The organism is Paratractidigestivibacter faecalis (genome assembly GCF_003416765.1).
GTDB classification, from domain to species: Bacteria; Actinomycetota; Coriobacteriia; order Coriobacteriales; family Atopobiaceae; genus Paratractidigestivibacter; species Paratractidigestivibacter faecalis.
The window spans coordinates 1,502,685-1,521,104 of sequence record NZ_QSNG01000001.1; the positions used below are offsets into that span (position 1 = coordinate 1,502,685).

Below are 18,420 nucleotides of genomic sequence, written 5' to 3' on the forward strand. Positions count from 1 at the left end.
TGTCTAGTCGCCGCCCACGTGCATGAGCATGTCGGCGATGCGAGTCGCCATCTCGTCCGCCGCTGCACGGATGTTGGCGACCCAGGACGCAAGGCCGGCCTGATCGGATGCCTCCGCCTCAAGCACGTTGCAGTTCGCGGTCACCGCCGTGAGCGGGGTGACGAGGCCGTGCGAGGCGGTGCAAACAAACGCGCGCTCCCGCGCCTCGGCCTCCGCCACCGGTCGCAGGACGCGTCCCGTTGCCGACCACGCCACGGTGAGCCCCCAAAAAGCCGAAGCGATCGGCGTCACTCGCTTCGCTAAATCAATTTTATGGGATGGCGAATCACGGTCTTGAGCTTCTCCGGCGCGCACTTGCGTGGGTCGGAGAGGTAGATCTCGTGATGGAGGCGGGATTCGGAGAAGTCGGGGGCGTAGCCCTGCTCCGCCGCGAATGCGCGCATGGCGTCTATGGTTGCCGGTTCGCCGTCGTAGGGCCCGGTGTGCATGCATTGAACGCAAAGGCCCTCGTCAACCCTCAGCAGCTCGACCGCCGAGAAGTCCAGCTTCTTCTTGGCGGCGGCTTCCGAAACTGCCCAGTCGAAATCCTCGCGAGTGACGAAATCGGGCAGGCGGATGCATGAGATGAAGCTGAAGTCGTCCTTCCGCGCATAATCGATTTCGCCATCGGCGCGGTCTTGCCACCAGAAGCCCTCGAGCGGCGGCACGACGAAGTCGAAATAGCCTTCAATTTCCCGCGGGCCCTTCTTCGACATCTTGATGGTATAGGCGACGCCGTAGAGCAGCGGCAACGCGTTCTGGTACTCGCCGCCCTCGGCATTGGGATCGCCCTTGCCCCGCACGGCGACGTAGCTCATGGGCGGAACGGTTACGACATTCGGCTTGCCCGACGGCCTGTAGAGCTCTCTGAACTCCTTCTTGAAATCGTATGCCATCGCAACAGCCCTCCCTGAGCTTGGGTTTCCGCCGATATCGGCTCAAATATAGCAATGGGCGCGGCTTCGGAGGAAACCGCGCCCATTGGTAGGCATTATAACATGTAATCGAACGCTTGTTCTATTCCCACTCAGTAATCAAATCGTGCACTTCCATAGCCTCTCGTCTACGTGGTGTACCGTCGTCTCCCCTCTTATTAGAGTTGGGCGATTTTCAGGCACCCGAGCTGAACTCAAATTGAAATCAACGACGCCTTATCGGTCGGGGGCTTCCTAGCGAGAATATACAGAGGCGCACATTTCGCAGGGAACCTCCCATTCGTTATTTTATCGGGATGCTGTCAAGGCGGCGTCAATGCGTTCGACCTACACCTTCTCGCTTTTCGAGGCTTCGTCTGTAGGACCATCGGAATCGATACGGAATCGATCGACATACCATTCATCCGAAGCAATTACCTTATGGAGCATCTGGAGATGCAGGTCGACATAGTGGCAGAACGCCTTGCCGCATTCCACGAGAGACGCATTGTTGCTCTCGTTGGGCTCGGCTCCAAAATTAAACTCGACCTCATAGCCCTCCCCAGGCACACCCATGCTCGGCAGAATATCAGTGGAGAAGTGGACGAATCCAGACGTCACCTTGTATACATCTTTTACCTTTGGATCGGACTTCTCGAGTAAGTCTTGAAGTCTTCCATCGGACATCTTCTCACCCGAGAAATCTTTCAGCTTGTTCACAGGCACACCTTGAAACACCTGCTTGAGAAAGTCATCCTGGTCTTCCGCGGCGAATAACGCGAATGTCCGCAGGCAGACTCCAACCTGCGCGCGGAGAAGCTGGGCGACGCAAACAAGATTCCTCGACTCGAGCAAGGAGATGAATCCGTCTATCAATCTCATCGCATACTCAGAGGAGGATGCCAGATATAGATCCCATTGGGTAAAGTCGCCGTTCATGAAGGGAATCATTGCATTGCGCTCGGCGACTCTCAAGGCACTCAGGCTTTGTTCTATTTCTCAGCTTCTTGTTTGAACCGCTCGCCGTCCAAAATGCCCCCAAATGCTGGCTTCCCAACAAATCAGAAAAAGCAAGAGAGACAGAGATTAGGTTCATGCTCCACTGAACCCGCGCTTCCAGTCGAGGTACTCCTCATCGGAGATCTCCCCGGAGTCCCGTCTCTCGCGCCCCTCACGAAACTGTCCATATCAGTGTAGCCAATCCACCGCAAGGCCTCGAAGCGCGCGGCGCCGCTCAGGCGCTGCGCGCCGCCGGCGCCCAAGACCTTCGGCGGCCACGACACGGCCGACCGGTCGTGGGGCGGTGCGGACTCCTAGTCGGACCTATTCGGTCCACCCATTTGTCCGCACTCCCCCATCGGAAAAGCCACCGCTATGGTCGTCACTTACGATTCAACGACCATCTCCTGTCATCTTTATGGCGATATAAAGTCTTATGTCATCATATACTTACGAAAACAGTGGACTACCTAGAACGCCCTTACTATCATCACTCGCGTCATCGGAGACGTCATGGCATCTAATAACGACGCACGGCCCGACCTGCTCTACTCACAGGTAGAAAACAATCTCCGTCAGCAGATCATCTCCGGAGAGCTCGGCGTGGGAGAGAAGATTCCGACCGAGCTCGAGCTCTGCGAACGCTATTCGGTGAGCCGCATTACAGTCCGAAGAGCCGTCCAGAATCTCGTGGATGAGGGTCTTATATACCGGCTGCGCGGAAAGGGCTCCTTTGTCTCCGTCCCCAAGCGAGTCATCCGAAAAGGATCGCCTAACAATTTTGGCTACCACGCCTTTTCTGATATCGGTGGCAAGAGTCACAGGCGGGTCCTGGAGCGGTCCTCCCTCGAAGCCACCCCTGCCCTCGCAAACGCACTGGACATAAAGGTCGGCGATACCGTTCTGATGGCAAAGAGGCTCGTGTTCGAAGACTCCATCCCTATCGCGCTCGACTCCGTCTATGTCTCGGAGAGGTCTTTCCCGAGCTTTCTTGACGACCTGAGCGAGGATATGAGCCTCTATGGCCTCTTGTCGGAAAACTACGGCATACAGCTGGGGGTCGAGGAGCTCGTCATAGACGTTTCAACCGCGCGCGAGGATGAGGCCAAGCTCCTCTCCTGCATCATCGGTTCGCCAATCTACGTGCTATCCAAGATAACCAAGGACAGCGAGGGCAATCCCCTTCACTATTCAAAATCCCTGCTCAGGGGAGACAGAGCGTCATTCCGCTTCGTGATTTCGCCGGAGGGAAAAATCCTTACCGAAGCATAAGCACGTAAAAGAGGCCGCAAGCGGAGTTCGAGCTCCGCTTGCAGCCCTCAGCTTTTTGTTTCTCGAGGAGGGACGTTGCTCACTCTTGCGCGATCCTCCGCCCAAGGGCGTCAGTTGCTTTGAGAATGTCCACGACCTCCGCGTCGCAGAGCCTCACGGGGCTCGCGCCCCAAGACTCGGCCTGCATTGCCGCCTGCGCAACCTTGCGAAGATCGTCATCGCTGGGCGCAAGCGAGAGCTCCGAGAAGGTTGTCGGAACGCCACAGTCCCTGCAGAAGCGCGCCACTCGCTCGACTTCCTCACTCGGGTAGTCCTCGGCAATCATGAGGCTCAGCGTCGAGAAACCCACCCTCTCGCCATGCATGGATTTCTCGCCATCGGGAAGCACCGTCATCGCGTTGCCCAGACCGTGGGCAAGAGAGCACCCGACATTCTCGAAACCAATGCCGCTCATGAGGATGTTTGCCTCAATCACGTTCTCAAGCGCCGGCGTAACAGTGCTCTGCTCGCATGCCTTGACGGCAGCGCGACCATCCCTCTCGAGCGTTTCCATGCACGCGCGAGCAATCGCGCGACCTGCCGCAGTGCCAACCGCCTGCTCGCTTTGGCACCAAACGTAGTTGGCATGACCAGTCTTCCAGTTGGACTCGCCCTCATAGTAGGTCGAGAGGGCGTCCCCTATCCCCGCCGAGAGAAATCTCGTTGGGGCGCCTGCGATGACCTTGGAGTCCACCAGAACGAGATCGGGATTCTTCACATGGAGGACAATCTCGTTCATCTCCCCTTCATCGCTATAGAGGATGGACATGGCACTCGTGGGAGCGTCCGTCGCCGCAATCGTCGGGCACACGACGAGCGCCGCGCCACTTTGAGCGGCAACCATTTTGGCCACGTCGATGACTTTCCCGCCACCCACGGCAACGATGACGTCAAACTCACCCCCAGCTTCATTGCTAAGCCTCGATATGCTCTTGCGGCTTATCTCGCCCTCAAATGTCAGGGTCCGATACGTGCATCCATCCAAAGAGGGGTAGGCACCATAGAGTCCCTCCCCCAGCATCTGGCACACGAAGCTGTCCACAAGGAACAGGTGGTTTTTGCCAAACATCGACGCATACCGGCCTACTCGCCCAATAACGTCAACGCCCTGCAGATAGTGGCCAACAGAACACCAAGCTCTCATTTCGCGCCCCTTTCTTCTGGCCCGGTTATCAGGCCTGCGGCTTGCTCCCAGCCGAACGGCCCCACCGTCTCCGGCGGGGCCGTTCATATCCCTTGTTTGACGGCGGAAATCTTACGCAACCATGTCGACGATGCGGACGCCCTCGCCGAACAGGCCTTCCCAATCAGACTTGAAGGTCTTAAGCGTGCCCTCGGTCATGGGGTGGACCGCCAGGGCCTCAAGCATCTCAAGGTCGACGGTGACGTTATCGGCACCGGCCTCGATGGCCTCTTGGAGCGAGAGCGGAGTCTTGAGGGAGGCCGCGCTGACCACGCAGTCGATGTTGTGGGCAACGAAGGCCTGCTTGATGCGGCGCACGACTTCGATGCCATCCCCGCCGTTCTTGTCGAGCCTGCTCACGTAGACGGCAACGTATGAGGCGCCCGCCATGGCCGCGAGCATCGCCTGGTTGAAGGTGTAGACGGCAGTGCAAGAGGTGGCAATGCCGGCATTCTTGAGCTCGCGAATTGCCTTGAAGCCCTCCGGACATGCCGGAATCTTCACGAAGGTGTTGCCCGGAACAGCCTTGACCATTGCCTTGGCGTCCTCCACGAGCTCCTCTGCAGTGTCTCCCATGGCCTCAAGGAAGAAAGGAGTTTCCTCACCGATGACGCCACGGATGTCCAGCGCATTCTGCACGAAGGACTTGCCGGTACCCTTGAGGCAGTTGACGGCAATGGAGGGGTTCATGCTGAAGCAGTTAACGGGATAGATGCTACTGGCGGTCTTCACCATTTCAAAGTCGCCGGTATCGAGACAAAATTCAAGCACTAGATTCTCCTAACCGAGGATTCCGACGGCCCCAAGCGCGACGCCAAGGACCATGATTGCGATGATTTGTGCGAGGACGTTCACGCCCTTCTTGTTGAGGACGTACAGGATGCCGAACGCCGCCACCGGAAGAAGCTTCGGGAAGATGGAGTCGAGCGTGTCCTGAAGCGAGAACGCGGTGCCGCTGATATCAAAGGCGATGGGAGTCGTGATGGCGACGTTTGTCGCAATCATGCCGCCTATGACCATGAGACCGACGATGGAGAGCGCGCAGGTAAGCTTCTGCATGGTGCTGGGATCGGAAACCTTGGAGATGATATTCTCGCCCAGGCCGTAGCCATACTTCACGCCAAGGCAGCGCAGAGCAATGTTGACCGCGTTGAAGATAAGCAGAAACAGAAGCGGGCCGAAGGGAGAACCCGCCATGCACAGACCGCCCGCGATGCCGGTGGCGATGATGCGCAGGGTACCGCCGATGAGGGAGTCGCCGATGCCCGCAAGGGGTCCCATGAGGGCGACCTTCATTGAGCTGATCGAGGAGGTGTCGAACTCCTCGTTGTTGGCGTTCTCCTCCTCCATGGCGCAGACGATACCGCCGATGAGGGGTTGCATGGTCGTGTGGCAGTTGTAGAACTCGAGGTGACGCTGATAGGCGGCAATCCTGTCCTCGGGCCGGTCATAGAGCTTCTTGATCGCAGGGATCATCGACCAGCAGAAGGCCATGTGCTGCTGGCGCTCGAAGTGCCATGCGTGAGACGTCGAGAAGGACCTGAGGAAGAGGCTCCTGAGTTCCTTCTTGCCAAGCTTCTTCGTTGCATCGCTAGAACTCATTGTCGTCCTCGCCTTCCGTCATCAAAGCCGAGCCCTGGCTGGGCATAAAGATGTGTGCCATAAAGAGAATCCCGACTATCACAACCGCGAAACAAACAATGCCCAGGACCGGAACGCCAAGGTACGCCGCGAGGACAAAGCCCAGCAGGAGGAAGACCGCGGTCTCCTTAGAGGCAATCATGGTCACAAGCTGGGCAAAGCCGAGCGCAGGGAGAATGCCGGTCGCGATGGTGATGCCAGCGGTGAGCCACGCCGGAATCGAAGCGACAAAGGCGGATACCGCGTCGCCGCCGAACATGAACGCCACAAAACCAATGACACCAAAAGTCACGTCAAAGAGAAAACCGTTGGCAAGAAACACCGCGGAGATGCCCTTATCATTGTCCTCGGCGGCAAACTTGTCTGCCGTTCGAGCCATAAGCGGGGTAATCACGCCATAGAAGAGGTTCACCACAAAGGCAGAGAGAATCGCCGCAGGCATCGCGATGGTGACCGCCGTGTCGATGCCGTTGCCCGTGCTGATGGCAAAGGCGGTGCCCAGCACCGAGCCGACGATCATGTCAGGCGGAATGGATGCGCCGATAGCCTGCATGCCCATAAAGACGAGCTCCAGCTGGAAGCCGATGATCACTCCCTGAGACACGTCGCCCAGCGCAATGCCGACAAGCATGCCAAGGACCAAGGGTCTGCCTAACATTGCCGTGCCGACGAAGTAGTCGGCCTTTCCCACAAAGATAATCAGAGCGATAAGAAACGCTTGAAAAGCCATTGCCCCTCCTTCAACTTACTGTCCGCCACAATCAGAGGTCCTTCTCGGAAAGAACGACCTTCTTGTCCTTTGCTACCTGCCTCACCTCGACTTCCACGCCATCGCGGACGAGGCCGCGGACGACCTCTACCTCTTCATCGGTTAGATGGACCGCACTGCCGAAGCTGCGGGTCGTCTCGGAGCTCTTTACGGTGCCGCCCAGATTCAGCGAGGAAATGCCACACTCGCGGACCAGCCTCTCGGCATCCGCAATGCTGCCGGTAACGATGAGCAGACGATATTTGTCGGTTACGCCGCTTTTGATTGCCTTGATGGAGTCGTCGACGCCCTTGATAACCAGCTTTATGCCCACCGGCTTTGCCAGTCGCATCGTCTTCATGCGGACCTCGTTGGATACCACTTCGTCAGAGACGATAAGAATGGCATCGGCTCCCAGGGCATGGCTCCAGGAGAATGCGACCTGGCCGTGGAGCAACCTGTGGTCCACCCTGCATAGCTTGATCATCTTTTTTCCTTTCCTTGGTTGATGCACGCCTGACTAAATCGTTTGAAGGCACTTCTCGAACAGGGCTTTTGTCTCGGCTAGATACCCTGCCGGATCTTGGAAGCTCATTGGGTGCACGTACTCAAGCGAGAAGCCCCCTTTGTAACCGGCTTTCTTGAATGAAGCGAGAATGCCTCGCATGTCCAGGTTGCCGTGGCCCCAAGGCATATGTCCCGTAGGAGTACCGTCCACGAAATGGCAGTGCGCGATGTCGCTGCCGAACGCGTTGAACCAATCGTCGACAGTCTCGCCCGCATCGCTCATGGCGCCAAGGTCAAGCGTGAGCTTCAGGCTGTCGCTATTCACTGCATCCTTGATGTTGGCAATCTGCGCTATCGTTGGCGCGATCTGGGAGGATTTACTCCAGATGCTCTCAAGCACGAGAGCAATCCCCCGAGCATGCGCGTAGACCGAGAGCTCTCTCAGCATGTCGATGCTTCGTACGCGCGCTTCATCGACCTTCTCGTCAAAGTAATTCCAGCCGGGGGTCACAAGAACCTTCGGGCAGCCAATGGCCTCAGCAAGATCAATCACCCTGTGGAAGTAGGAGCGCGTATTGCCAACGAGAAGTTCGCCGCGAGCCGCCATGTTATTGGGTTTTGGATTGTTCTGCTCGCCACAGAGGCACTTGATCTGAACTCCGTACTCACGCATGAGAGCCTTGAGCTTTGAAGGGTCCTCCGAGAACTGCCCGTTGATCAGAAAGTGCTGGGGACAAAGCCAGATCTCTGCATTATGCAGACCTGTTTTGGCGCAGGACTCAAAGAACTTCTCGAGGCCGAAGTACCTGAACGAGATGTTCATCGGGTAAAGGGACTGGACATCCATGTCAGAAATCCTCGCCACAGTCCTGGCCGACATCGAGCAGGTCGTTGCAGACCATGATGGAGTCCCTGCAAGAGTCGACTGCCGCCCTTACGGCCGCGAGGTCGGGATTTGCGTCAGAGAGAATCTCGACGAGCAGGGGCATGTTCATGCCGCAGACGAGCGTAAAGTCATTCTCGGCAAGGGCAGCCATGAACTCGTTGTTCACGCTGCCGCCAAAGAGATCGGTAACGACGAGCATCTCCTCGCCGGGAACCTTACGCGCCAGCACGTCTTTGACCTGCTGGGCTAAGGTGATGTCCGGGTCAACGTATGCGCAGAGCGTTGTCAGGTCCGGCAATTCCCCCAAAATGATGCCAAGGGGGGGGTGCGGACAATTTCTTAGACACTACGGAGAGAGTACCCCAGGTCCCTGCGGTACTGCTCCGGGCTCCTCCACCCCAGGCTCCGCTTGATCCTGCCCGAGTTGTAGTAGGCGAGGTAGCCCGCCAGGCGCCGCCGGAACTCCTCGAAGCCCACCCCGGACCAGTCCCTGCCGTGGTAGAACTCCTGCTTGAGCCGGCCGAAGAAGCCCTCGGCCGCGGCGTTGTCGGGGCTGCGGCCCTTCCTCGACATGCTGCGCACCAGGCCGTGGCGCTCGCATATCGCCGCCCAGCCCGGCCACCTGTAGTGGCAGCCGCGGTCGGTGTGGACCACGGGCCGCTCGCCGGCCGCGAGCGTCGAGGCCGCCGCCTCCAGCATCGAGTCGGCCATGCGGGCGTCGGGGGACTCCGACAGGGTCCACGCCACGACCGCCCCGTCGAAGCAGTCGACCACCGGCGACAGCCAGCAGCGCCCCGACCCTATCGTGAACATGGTGACGTCGGTGACCCACAGCTCGTTGGGGCGCGAGGCGGAGAAGTCGTGGGTGCCGTCGGGGCGCAGCGGCAGGTTGGGAGGGGCCTCGGAGACCTCGCCGGCATAGCTGCTCCAGCGCCTGCGGCGCCTCAGGTAGCGCACCTCGAGCCCCTCCTCGCGCATGACGCGCCTCACGACCTTCTCGGAGACCGCCAGGGGCTCGTCGGGGTCCAGGCGCAGCCTCGCCCATATCGTGCGGTAGCCCCAGGCCCCGCCCCCGGCCTCGAACAGGGCGCGCACCCGCGCCCTCAGGGCGGCCAGGCGGTCGGGGGCGCCCCTGCGGGCGCGGTGGTAGTAGTAGGTGCTGCGCGCCACGCCGGCCGCGCGCAGGGCGTCCTCCAGGCCGAACCCGGGCCTAAGGGCGTCGGCGACCAGCGCCCTCTCCGCCGCCGTCAGCGAGTCCGGGCCCCGCCCCGGGCCGCCTCCTTTTAGGACGTCCAACACCGCCTCGGCCCTGGCGAGCTCCAGCCTCAGGGCCCGGTTCTCGGCCCTGAGGGCCTCCAGGTCCCCGGGGTCGGCCGGCGGCGGCACGCGCGGGGCGCCCCGTCCGTTCGCGAGCGACACCTCGCCCTCCCTCCCCGCGGCGCGGGCCCAGCCGCGCACGGTCTCCGGGTGGCAGCCGATCGACGCGGCGACCTCGGCGGGGTCCTCCCCGGCGAGCGCCCTGCGCGCGGCGTCGGCCCTCTGGGCAAGAGTATAGGGGGCGTGCCAGCCGACGCCCAGGTCGCCGGACGCCCAGCGCCTGATCGACTCGGCGGAGGCGAGCCCCGACTCCCTGGCGAACCTGTGGGCCGGCCGGCCGGACTCGCGCCAGAGCCCCAGGATGGCGTCCCTCTCGTCGCTCGAGTACATTGCGGGCTCCAATCCGGACGCCTGTCGGCGTCCAACTTTTCGTCCGCACCCCCGGGTATCTTTCATTCCCTCAGCAAGACGACCGTGCGATGCCAGAACTACCTGCATATCGGGACTCCAAACTTTGTTATCCGCTGTAATATTGTCATTGCCAATTATATGACGTGATATAACAAATGCAAGACAAAGAGAACATTTCTGCTTGCAGCCCCGCGAACGGTCGCGAATGACCGGTGGATGGGTTTAAGCCCGACGCAGCACCTGAAGTAGCTGCCGCCTGAAACCTGGAGGCTGTCCGCGAAATCCGAGTTGCACGGAGAAGCAGAGACGCAAGGCGACCGAGGCGGTCGGGCACTCGGCGGCCTTCATTGACCGAATATCATCTCACCGTGTCCAGGGACACGACCCTCGTGGTCGAACTGCTCAATTATCGTGACCACGAGGGCCAATTCTTGGTAAACATCGACGCGCGATCTGCCCAGCGTGTTCCAAGACCGGCTTGTTCGCGGGTGTGTCAAGCTCGCGACAATCGCCGAGGGCGACCACTCGTATCTTAGAAAGAGTAGATGCAGCTGGTTTAATGCGATGCCGACGGCATGTGCCAGCTCTCCCCCTCGGGAAGCAATTGCGCGATATCGTTGATAAGGACTTGTACAAAGACGCCGATGCGGCGCATTTCCGGAAGCTTCACGGCTCCGGCATACACGAATCCTTACTCCCGTTCCCCCGAATACCGCCCCGTGCCTTGCTGTCACGAAACACGGGGAGTAAATAGAGAAATCGCAGGTGAAAGGGAGTAAAAAGGTAAAGAAAAAGCCTCCGCCCCAACATGGAAACGGAGGCTCGATAATCGGTTTTACTCACCAACGTCGCTGGCGGCTTTGCCGTGACTCTCGTACGAAACGAAACTCAGCGGCACAATGCGGCACTCAAAAGTGCAGGTCAGAACCCTGTCAGCCTACTCCCACTCGATGGCTTCGGTTCTGTCGTCCCGTCATTCCAGTTGCACCCAGTTTTCGGCATCGACACGGAACGCGTGCCGCCGAATGACGCGATGTCGCGTTTCGTCGGCTTCGTGGACAAAAGTTGGGACAACCTCAAAAACTTTTTTTCAAACTCAGGGCATTGAGTTTTTGTTTTTGTCCCAAAGGGCACGGAGAGCCGCCTTTGGAGGCTCGATATCGCCGAAAACGCCCGTTTTGAAACTCAACCGCCTTTGAGCCTGCAAGCCACCAGCTTCAACAGTAAGTGAGTCGACGCGGGTGGCTTACGAGCCGTTCACAAAACCGCAGGCCACAGGTCTTTGTCAACGATAAGCAAAGTGAATAGTCTCAGGTGGCTTGCCCATGAGTTGGCGTAAGCCTGTTTAGCAAAAGGCTAATCGGACACGACAGGCCGCCCGCATGGCGACGGCGTTTCCCGTGCGGGCACAAACAGCCCTGCGTGCCCTGTCGCGCGATATCCCAATGCGACGTTCAGAACCCTACCCGCCAAGCAGCCACCTCGCGAAATTCAGCACGAGCACGCCCTCCCGGGTATGGGGCTCATGCCTCGTGCGAGTGATGAGAATCTTCGGGAATGCATCCCCGATGGATAGAATCGGCGCAATCTCCCTCTCGAGCGTCGAATCGGCGCCGATATCGTCGCTCACATACACTCTCCTTCCCGGTTTCGAAACCTGGAAGGCAGTATGCGCAAGGATGCGTCGAGGTGCGATCCCAGTCGTACCATGCCAGCAGAGATGTCGAGGCACATTCGTTCATGCTGCAATGCGGGCATCGGAGATGAAAAAAAGCCCGTCGGGTAGTCATGGGCGTGCGGGAGCCCGCATCAGTAACCTGCCTCCTCGGTTGTCCCTTCTTTGCATGGTCGTCTACATAAAGGAGGAACCAGCCATGCAGATCAGCATGCTTGCCCTTCTTGGGTCACGGACCGGGGAGGCGAGGGCCTCCGTCGGGACCGCCCCGAGCAACCGGCATATCCAAGGAATGACAAGGCTCGATCGCTGTGCTGGTCAGGATGCCGAAGCGGGCCGTCCGCCAATCGGAATGCGGGTCAGGATGCTGCAACGTGATTCCAGCTGCAGGATACGGCTCCTTTGCGGTTGCCGCAAAACCTGCTGGCAACATTCTTACTATCCGAATGATGTACGCATCCCTTGGGATCGTTTCGCCTGACCAGGGCCATCTTCAGCGCCTCATCGGCCAGCTCGGCAGGCGCCTCTTCCACGCGTAATAGCCCTGGCGGGTCACCTACGCAACCAAAGATACAAAAGGGATCGAATGGCCAGAAAGGATTGTCCTTGCCGACAGGCAATCCTTGACAAACGAGCTTCAGCCTCCTTAAAATTGCGTGGTTTGCCGAACTGAGTCAGCGAAGGAGGGGTGTCGTGGTTGGTCTTTTCCGCACGTGGATGAGCGCCTAAAAAGCGGCGCTGTTATGGCGTCGCGCTGTTTTGCACGCCATTCCACGATTGGACATAACCATGATGTTTGAAACCTCTCGGCGCAGGTCTGTTTCGCTGTGCCATTCATGGCAATTTAAGATTTGTTTCGTATGGGGCGGGGAGCTCGTGTCGACATTGACGAGCTCGATTCTCCAAATGGGTCTCATTTGGCATATCGCCCTCACGACAGGATCATCTTCCCTCCTCTCCCTGGCATCGCTGGCAGGCTTTCTGCCGATTGCTTTGTTCGGAGTCCTTGCGGGCGCCGTTGTCGACAGACTGCCTTTGAAGCGTGTCCTCATCGGCGCCGACCTCTTCGTTGCCGCGGTGGGCGCCGCCTTGGCGATTGCCTCGTTGGCCGGCAGCTTACCTGCGTGGTCAATACTCATCGCCCTGTTTCTCCGCGCAGCTGGCACTTCGTTCTACACGCCGGCCTCCCAATCCCTCACGCCCCATCTCGCCCCGCCAGAGCATCTCGTTCGCCTATCGGGAGTGATGCAAGCGATTCAGTCCGCCGGATACATTTTTGGCGCCGCGCTCGCGGCAGTGATTTATCCTGTGGCGGGCATTACCGCTATGATTGTCCTCGACGTGCTGGGAGCGCTTTTCGCTTCTTTAGCCGTCCTCGCCGCACAGATAGACGCAGGGGGACTCGACGAAGCCGACCGCAGCTTGCCCTTTTCCAATAAGGTTCGAGAGCTCTTCTCTGAGATTTCGGACGGCTACAAGCTGACTAGGGGGTACAGGGGGCTGCTCGCCCTTCTTTGGTGCGGGTTCGTCTTCGCTTTCGCGTTCTCTCCGCTCGCGGCATTGTTCCCAATAATGACCTTGGGGCATTTTGGCGGTAGCACGGGGGATGCCGCTTTGGCGGAAATCCTTTTTTCTGCAGGCATGCTGGCTGGGTCCGGCATCTTGGCGGTTACGGGAGGGTTCCGCAATAGGTCGTTCACCATGGTCGCCGCGATTGCCGGCTTCGGCATTGCCGCAATCGTATCCGGATCGCTCGGCCCGTCATTGTTCGCTGCTTTCCTGCCGGTGAGCTTTCTTATGGGCGCATGCTCCCCGTTGTACGCGGGAACCCAGACTGCCCTTATGCAGGAGCAGATACCTCCTGAGTACCTAGGCCGCGTTTTCGGCCTCTACGGAACCATCATGGCGTGGGCCATGCCCATGGGCCTCGCGGCCCCCTCCGTTTTTGCGGATCTGCTTGGAGCTCCGTTATGGTTTGTCGGCTCTGGAGCGACCATGGTACTGCTTGCGATGGCTATGCTGCTTGCTCCGAGCGTCCGAAACGTGGGGAAAAGAGATACCGGGCGGATTCAATAGCCCAAGTATTCGAAAAAAAGAGGCAGCAGCCATCGGTTCACGCGTCAGCCTTCAAGCCCTTGCGACGACGAGGTATTGCACCGACATCCCACATCGCGCTCCTTATTCGTCGCCAACTATCATTTTCGGATTTGCCGGCTTGCGCAAGGTCAAAACGCTCGCGCCGGCAATTGGGCAAAGGCGAAAAATCGACGTGAGCAATCTTTTTTGGCATGGCTGCGCTTCCAGTAAAAGGCTAATACACAAAAGGCGGTTCAACCTATGGAACTCATAGTCAAAGCTAAAGACATCTTTTTGGAATATGCCGGCCGCGATATCCTGGATATCGAAGAGTTGGAAATCTACTCCTACGATCGCATCGGCTTGGTGGGAGACAATGGCGCAGGCAAAACCAGCCTGCTTAAAATTCTGAGCGGCAATCTTACCATTGCGGACGCCGACGTCAGGCGCTTCGGCAGCATTGCCCTCATCGGCCAACTCGATGAACTCGACCTTGATGCGGCTCAGGACAGTGGTGAGATGCTCTCCCGTCTCAACGTCGCCGGAGTGGCGCAAGAGACGATGAGCGGCGGAGAGGAAACACGCGCCAAGATTGCCTCTGCGCTCTCCCAGCATGCAAGCGCGATCTTTGCTGATGAGCCTACGAGCCACCTCGACCAAGACGGCATCAGCCTTCTCGTCGGACAACTCAAGGCATTTGATGGAGCCCTTCTCATTGTGAGCCATGACCGTTATTTTCTCGATCAGGTAGTGGACAAGATCTGGGAGCTCAAAGACGGCGGTATTTCCGAATTCTGGGGTGACTACACCGACTATCTGCGACAGAAAGAAGAAGAGCGCAAAGTTCAGGCGGCTCGATACGAAGAGGCGATGCGCGAGCGCGAGCGCCTTGAAGCCGCCATCGAAAAACAACGGAAAAAAGCACGGCAGGTCGACGCCAAGCAGAAGGGCGCAAAGAAAAGCAACGAGTATGCAGGTCGATTGGGGCATCAGAAAGCAACCGGCACCAAACAGAAGAGGATGTACCAGGCGGCTAAGGACATGGAGAAGCGCCTCGAAGCGCTCGAAGGGATTGAGGCCCCCGACAGCATTCGCACCGTGCGGTTCCGCCAGAGCAAGGCCCTGGAACTGCATAGTAAATTTCCCATCTCGGCAGACGATTTCAGCTTGAGCTTCGGCAACTGCATGCTCTATGACCACGCGAAATTCGAGATACCGCTCGGTGCCAAAGTGGCCATCACCGGTGGCAACGGTACAGGAAAGACCAGCTTGCTGAAGGCAATCGCTCGACGCGCCGACGGTATCAACATCTCTCCCAAGGCAGAGATCGGTTACTTCGAGCAAACAGGCTACAAGTTCGACGCCCGTCAGTCTGCGATCTCGTTCATGCAGGATGGTTGCGAGTACAGCATGACCGAAATCCGAAGCGTCCTCGCCTCTATGGGAATCGGACCGCGTGACCTGGCAAAGGACGTTGGCGTTCTCTCGGGAGGCGAAGTCATCAAGCTGCTGCTCGCGAAGATGCTGCTGGGCAGATACAACATCTTGCTCATGGACGAGCCTGGAAATTACCTGGACATCAAGAGCGCCGAAGCCCTCGAGCAGATGATGAGCGCCTATGCCGGAACGATAGTGTTCGTCTCCCACGATAAGAGGCTGGTCGAGAACGTCGCAGACATTATTTACGAAATAAAGGACACCAAGCTAGTCAAAATCTTTCAGCGCGAATAACCCTAAATGAGCAGGATATATTCCCAGAATGGAGACAAAAGGCCTCGAAGGGGGGGTGCCTCCAGGCCCTGTCGGCGCTCGCCATGACGCGCATGTACTACGACGGCAGCATGGACGACCGCAGCGCCCTCATCGAAGAACAGCGGATCCTGGACAAATCTCAGGGCTTTCTGAAAAAGAGGCAGGTCCTCGCAGCGCTCATGGAGATGAAGATCGGGGGCATGAAAGGGACGCCCATCGCGCTTCCTCGCGGAGCCCAGGGAAACGCCCTCAAGAGGCTGGTCTCTCAGACCCCCAGAGCCGCTGCAAAAGAGCAACTCCTCGAAGCTAAGGTTGAGATGCGCGCGAGCCTACGCTCCGGAGAGTCGAAGCTGAGGTCCGAGGCCGAAGATCGAAAAGGCAAAATCCAACGCATCGCGGCGGTATCCCGGTCAGCCAGGACGCTGCTCACTGATGGGACCGACTGCTGGCTCATCGACGATCAGACAGATTAGGAAAGACAAAGAGGCGGGCAATTGCCCGCCTCTTACTACATCACCCACTTGAACACGGCGCGGAACAGCCAGACGAAAAAGCCCAGCGTGACCTTAAGCGCCGCCTTGAGGAACCTACCAAGCCTCTTCATCGACGTCACCCCAATCTTCCTTGACCTTGCGGGCACCATCCTCGGCGCCCTCTTCCTTCTCTTGCGCGAGCAGCCTCGCCAGCTCGTCGGGCACGCCCGGGACCTCCGCCCTCCCCAGCGCGCGCTGCAGCTCCTTTATCTGCGACTTCAGCGGTTTTGAGGGAGGACCCACGTGCTCGCGGTAGCAGGCGCCGATCGCGGCCGCGTCGCACAGGTATCCCCGCACCCGGGCGAACGCCTCGTCGCCGTCGAGCAGGACGCGCCGGGCTCGCCCGAGCTCGGCCTCCGAGGCAAGCATGAAGCGCCATCCGCGGGACCTGCGTGCGGCCGGGATGCCGTCCGCGGGCGCGTCGGCGCGCCAGTCGTCGCGCACCTGGTGCCAGTTCGCCGTGAGCCAAAGCCCCTTCTCGGGCACCTCACGCATCTCGAGCTCGAACTCCGTGAGCATGTTCGCGCCGGAGAACGGCGACCCCTCCGTGAACGAGAGCGTGTCGAACAGCGTCGTCCTGCCGCCCTCGTACTCTATCCTCACCATCATCTCCGGCCCCTCTCCCTGCGCTGGTCCTGCTGGGCCCGCTGCCGCTCGGCGGCGAGGATGCGCTGCTGCTCGTCCTCATGCCGGCTGCCGCGCTGGTTGTCGCCGGCTTCGCCGCGCTTGTCGCCGTTCCCGTAGCGGGTCTTGAGGGGCATGAGGCCGTTCTCCGCTATGTAGGCTCGCGCAGCCTCGAGGCGGCGGTACCCCTCGCCGCCCGCCTGGCCGCGGCGCTCGAGCGTCGCCATCCTGAGACCGAACTCCTCGATCGACTCGACGTCGAACTTCGCGCAGGTCTCGAGCGCCGAGGAGAGCCTGCTCAGCTCCGAGAGGTCGTTGAGCTCGAGGGCCCGCTCGGCGGCCTCGCGGATGCGCGCGGTGCTCGCGTCCGTGGGGCGGTAGGCGCCTTCGCGCTCGAACCGCCGGCGGAGCATCTCCTTGCCGTAGACGAACCCCAGGCGCTCGCCGCTGACCTTCTTGGACGGCTCCTCTGCCAGGCTGAACACCCAGTCGTCCCGCCTCGCCTTGGCCGAGTTGTCGGCGACGTGCACGCCCAGGGCGTCGAGGATGCCGAGGAACTCCGCCTCGTCGCGCGCCGTGGTCTTGGCGAGCGCGACGCGGGCGCGGATGTCGCCGACCCACGAGTAGCCGCCAGAGCGCATGATCTCCTTCTCGGCACGGCCCAGGTAGACGCTCCTGCGACTCCTGGGCCCGCCCGCGCCGGCGCGCCCTCGCGCCTTCGACGGCGATTCTGGCGCCCGGTCGTTGGAGAGGCCCGACAGCCCGCGCTCGCGGGCCATGTCCTGAAGGTCTCGGTTGAGGTCCTCGGGGTGCTGGGTCTGCATGCGGTAGCCCGTGCGGAGGTTCGCGTTGTTCACTACGATGTGCGCGTGGGGTATGCCGCGGGCGTTGTCGTCGTGGTAGACGATGGCGATCTCGTGGTCGCCGAAGTGCTTGAGCGCCCACGAGCACGCGAGCTCGCGCAGCGCAGCCAGGTCGATGTCGTCGCCGGGGTCCGGCGAGAGCACGAAGTGCTTGAACGTGCGCGCGGGCTTTCCCCTCCAGGGTGCGTCCGTGCCGAAGGCGGCGCGAGTGGCGTCCATCTCGGCGTCCCAGGCGCAGGCCTCCTTGGCCTCGTCTCCCAGCGCGCCGGCGTCGCGCTCGTCGTAGCTCAGGTTGAACAGGTCGCGCGCGAGGGCGCGGCCTCCCTTCTCGAGGTAGCGGCGGATGCCTCCGGTCGCGCCGTGGCCGCTTATCGGCTTCAGGATCGGCATGGCGACCCCTCCACGAGCGAGTCGGCTCCGATGCGCCCGAGCTCGGCCGCCATCTCGCGGGCCGCGGCGTTCACGTCGGCGAGCTCGCGCTCGATCGTAGGGACGCTCTCCGCCACGAGGTCGCGGTCGACGCGCCCATGGCGGGCGTGGAAGTTGATGAGGTTCATCGCGTGCACGGCCTGGTTGTAGTGGTAGCCCCACTTCGTGAGCTCGCGCGACATCGCCCACAGGGCCCTGCGGTCCACGAGTATGCGGTGCTCGTCTCCCGCGTTGGCCTCCGTCGACAACGGTATGCGCACGAGGTAACGCAGGTACTCCGACTTGCTGAGGCCGGCGCGCTCGCACCGCTCGCAGAGCGCGTCGTAGTCGCCTCCCTCCATGCGGAACGTGACGCGGCGCTCCTTGCCTTTGGCGACGCCGGCTTCCTCTTCCATGGCGGATTCCTTTCCTCGGGCCCGCCGCGCGGCGGGCGCGTCTCTCTAGGGGCGCGGGGGATCCCCCGCAGGCGGCGGCCCGGCTCGGGCGCCGCCTCTGGGACCGGGCCTCGCGTA

At 60.2% G+C, this 18,420-nt stretch carries 19 protein-coding genes; 4 read left to right on the forward strand and 15 right to left on the reverse strand.

Annotation, left to right across the window (positions count from 1 at the left end; translation table 11 throughout):
* Positions 1-3: 3 nt before the first annotated feature.
* The 3 genes from DXV50_RS06720 to DXV50_RS06730 form a co-directional block, all read right to left on the reverse strand.
* Positions 4-255 (reverse strand): histidine kinase dimerization/phospho-acceptor domain-containing protein, encoded by a 252-nt coding sequence (locus DXV50_RS06720; protein ID WP_147556698.1) that lies wholly within the window; start codon positions 253-255, stop codon positions 4-6.
* Between the two features lie 44 nt (positions 256-299).
* Positions 300-935 carry a GyrI-like domain-containing protein gene (locus tag DXV50_RS06725; RefSeq protein WP_117205484.1) on the reverse strand — a complete coding sequence of 212 codons (636 nt, stop codon included), beginning with the start codon at positions 933-935 and terminating at the stop codon, positions 300-302.
* Between the two features lie 366 nt (positions 936-1,301).
* Positions 1,302-1,892, reverse strand: a complete 591-nt coding sequence (locus tag DXV50_RS06730) for a hypothetical protein (RefSeq protein ID WP_232817484.1) — start codon at positions 1,890-1,892, stop codon at positions 1,302-1,304.
* 573 nt (positions 1,893-2,465) lie between these two features.
* Here DXV50_RS06730 and DXV50_RS06735 point away from each other — a divergent pair.
* Positions 2,466-3,224, forward strand: coding sequence for a GntR family transcriptional regulator (locus tag DXV50_RS06735; protein ID WP_117205486.1), 759 nt, complete (start codon positions 2,466-2,468; stop codon positions 3,222-3,224).
* Positions 3,225-3,303: 79 nt separating this feature from the next.
* On the opposite strand, the gene DXV50_RS06740 is transcribed toward DXV50_RS06735, so the two are convergent.
* The 9 genes from DXV50_RS06740 to DXV50_RS09610 all read right to left on the reverse strand — a co-directional run bounded on the left by DXV50_RS06740 (position 3,304) and on the right by DXV50_RS09610 (position 11,586).
* Positions 3,304-4,494, reverse strand: coding sequence for a glycerol dehydrogenase (locus DXV50_RS06740; RefSeq protein ID WP_332871122.1), 1,191 nt, complete (start codon positions 4,492-4,494; stop codon positions 3,304-3,306).
* Between the two features lie 24 nt (positions 4,495-4,518).
* Positions 4,519-5,217 carry a transaldolase family protein gene (locus tag DXV50_RS06745; RefSeq protein ID WP_197713856.1) on the reverse strand — a complete coding sequence of 233 codons (699 nt, stop codon included), beginning with the start codon at positions 5,215-5,217 and terminating at the stop codon, positions 4,519-4,521.
* 9 nt (positions 5,218-5,226) lie between these two features.
* Entirely contained in the window at positions 5,227-6,048 is an 822-nt protein-coding gene (locus DXV50_RS06750) for a PTS system mannose/fructose/sorbose family transporter subunit IID (protein WP_032111269.1), read from the reverse strand.
* Positions 6,038-6,817: a PTS mannose/fructose/sorbose/N-acetylgalactosamine transporter subunit IIC gene (locus DXV50_RS06755; RefSeq protein ID WP_032111270.1), complete on the reverse strand. Its 780-nt coding sequence runs from the start codon at positions 6,815-6,817 to the stop codon at positions 6,038-6,040. Before DXV50_RS06755 ends, DXV50_RS06750 begins: the two co-directional genes overlap by 11 nt.
* A 31-nt stretch (positions 6,818-6,848) precedes the next feature.
* Entirely contained in the window at positions 6,849-7,322 is a 474-nt protein-coding gene (locus DXV50_RS06760; protein ID WP_117205488.1) for a PTS sugar transporter subunit IIB, read from the reverse strand.
* Positions 7,323-7,355: 33 nt separating this feature from the next.
* Entirely contained in the window at positions 7,356-8,189 is an 834-nt protein-coding gene (locus DXV50_RS06765; protein WP_157966982.1) for a sugar phosphate isomerase/epimerase family protein, read from the reverse strand.
* Between the two features lies 1 nt (position 8,190).
* On the reverse strand, positions 8,191-8,526 hold the full coding sequence (locus DXV50_RS06770; protein ID WP_198666431.1) for a PTS sugar transporter subunit IIA: 336 nt from the start codon (positions 8,524-8,526) through the stop codon (positions 8,191-8,193).
* A gap of 41 nt (positions 8,527-8,567) precedes the next feature.
* Positions 8,568-9,935 (reverse strand): IS3 family transposase, encoded by a 1,368-nt coding sequence (locus DXV50_RS06775; protein WP_117204237.1) that lies wholly within the window; start codon positions 9,933-9,935, stop codon positions 8,568-8,570.
* Positions 9,936-11,418: 1,483 nt separating this feature from the next.
* Positions 11,419-11,586 (reverse strand): hypothetical protein, encoded by a 168-nt coding sequence (locus DXV50_RS09610; RefSeq protein ID WP_157966984.1) that lies wholly within the window; start codon positions 11,584-11,586, stop codon positions 11,419-11,421.
* An 834-nt stretch (positions 11,587-12,420) separates the two neighbouring features.
* Between DXV50_RS09610 and DXV50_RS06785 the strand changes: the two genes are divergently transcribed.
* The 3 genes from DXV50_RS06785 to DXV50_RS06795 all read left to right on the forward strand — a co-directional run bounded on the left by DXV50_RS06785 (position 12,421) and on the right by DXV50_RS06795 (position 15,932).
* Complete coding sequence (locus DXV50_RS06785; protein ID WP_117206014.1) at positions 12,421-13,707, forward strand: MFS transporter; 1,287 nt, start codon at positions 12,421-12,423, stop codon at positions 13,705-13,707.
* 261 nt (positions 13,708-13,968) lie between these two features.
* On the forward strand, positions 13,969-15,438 hold the full coding sequence (gene abc-f, locus DXV50_RS06790; protein ID WP_075279303.1) for a ribosomal protection-like ABC-F family protein: 1,470 nt from the start codon (positions 13,969-13,971) through the stop codon (positions 15,436-15,438).
* A gap of 92 nt (positions 15,439-15,530) precedes the next feature.
* Positions 15,531-15,932, forward strand: coding sequence for a hypothetical protein (locus tag DXV50_RS06795; protein WP_198666432.1), 402 nt, complete (start codon positions 15,531-15,533; stop codon positions 15,930-15,932).
* A 114-nt stretch (positions 15,933-16,046) separates the two neighbouring features.
* Here DXV50_RS06795 and DXV50_RS06800 read toward each other — a convergent pair whose 3' ends face one another.
* From DXV50_RS06800 to DXV50_RS06810, 3 genes are read right to left on the reverse strand one after another with little or no spacing between them, the layout of a single operon-like run.
* Positions 16,047-16,601, reverse strand: coding sequence for a hypothetical protein (locus tag DXV50_RS06800; protein ID WP_075279302.1), 555 nt, complete (start codon positions 16,599-16,601; stop codon positions 16,047-16,049).
* Positions 16,598-17,869, reverse strand: a complete 1,272-nt coding sequence (locus DXV50_RS06805; protein WP_117205493.1) for a relaxase/mobilization nuclease domain-containing protein — start codon at positions 17,867-17,869, stop codon at positions 16,598-16,600. The genes DXV50_RS06800 and DXV50_RS06805 overlap by 4 nt, the downstream gene beginning before the upstream one ends.
* Positions 17,857-18,303: a CopG family transcriptional regulator gene (locus DXV50_RS06810; RefSeq protein WP_117205494.1), complete on the reverse strand. Its 447-nt coding sequence runs from the start codon at positions 18,301-18,303 to the stop codon at positions 17,857-17,859. The genes DXV50_RS06805 and DXV50_RS06810 overlap by 13 nt, the downstream gene beginning before the upstream one ends.
* Between the last annotated feature and the right edge of the window lie 117 nt (positions 18,304-18,420).

What these genes read in the sequence shown, in the direction of transcription:
- DXV50_RS06725 (WP_117205484.1), bottom strand. Translation starts at nt 935, where the DNA reads ATGGCATACGATTTCAAGAAGGAGTTCAGAGAGCTCTACAGGCCGTCG.
- DXV50_RS06730 (WP_232817484.1), bottom strand. Translation starts at nt 1,892, where the DNA reads ATGAACGGCGACTTTACCCAATGGGATCTATATCTGGCATCCTCCTCT.
- DXV50_RS06735 (WP_117205486.1), top strand. Translation starts at nt 2,466, where the DNA reads ATGGCATCTAATAACGACGCACGGCCCGACCTGCTCTACTCACAGGTA.
- DXV50_RS06740 (WP_332871122.1), bottom strand. Translation starts at nt 4,494, where the DNA reads ATGAACGGCCCCGCCGGAGACGGTGGGGCCGTTCGGCTGGGAGCAAGC.
- DXV50_RS06750 (WP_032111269.1), bottom strand. Translation starts at nt 6,048, where the DNA reads ATGAGTTCTAGCGATGCAACGAAGAAGCTTGGCAAGAAGGAACTCAGG.
- DXV50_RS06755 (WP_032111270.1), bottom strand. Translation starts at nt 6,817, where the DNA reads ATGGCTTTTCAAGCGTTTCTTATCGCTCTGATTATCTTTGTGGGAAAG.
- DXV50_RS06760 (WP_117205488.1), bottom strand. Translation starts at nt 7,322, where the DNA reads ATGATCAAGCTATGCAGGGTGGACCACAGGTTGCTCCACGGCCAGGTC.
- DXV50_RS06765 (WP_157966982.1), bottom strand. Translation starts at nt 8,189, where the DNA reads ATGGATGTCCAGTCCCTTTACCCGATGAACATCTCGTTCAGGTACTTC.
- DXV50_RS06775 (WP_117204237.1), bottom strand. Translation starts at nt 9,935, where the DNA reads ATGTACTCGAGCGACGAGAGGGACGCCATCCTGGGGCTCTGGCGCGAG.
- DXV50_RS06785 (WP_117206014.1), top strand. Translation starts at nt 12,421, where the DNA reads ATGATGTTTGAAACCTCTCGGCGCAGGTCTGTTTCGCTGTGCCATTCA.
- abc-f (WP_075279303.1), top strand. Translation starts at nt 13,969, where the DNA reads ATGGAACTCATAGTCAAAGCTAAAGACATCTTTTTGGAATATGCCGGC.
- DXV50_RS06795 (WP_198666432.1), top strand. Translation starts at nt 15,531, where the DNA reads ATGTACTACGACGGCAGCATGGACGACCGCAGCGCCCTCATCGAAGAA.
- DXV50_RS06800 (WP_075279302.1), bottom strand. Translation starts at nt 16,601, where the DNA reads ATGATGGTGAGGATAGAGTACGAGGGCGGCAGGACGACGCTGTTCGAC.
- DXV50_RS06805 (WP_117205493.1), bottom strand. Translation starts at nt 17,869, where the DNA reads ATGCCGATCCTGAAGCCGATAAGCGGCCACGGCGCGACCGGAGGCATC.
- DXV50_RS06810 (WP_117205494.1), bottom strand. Translation starts at nt 18,303, where the DNA reads ATGGAAGAGGAAGCCGGCGTCGCCAAAGGCAAGGAGCGCCGCGTCACG.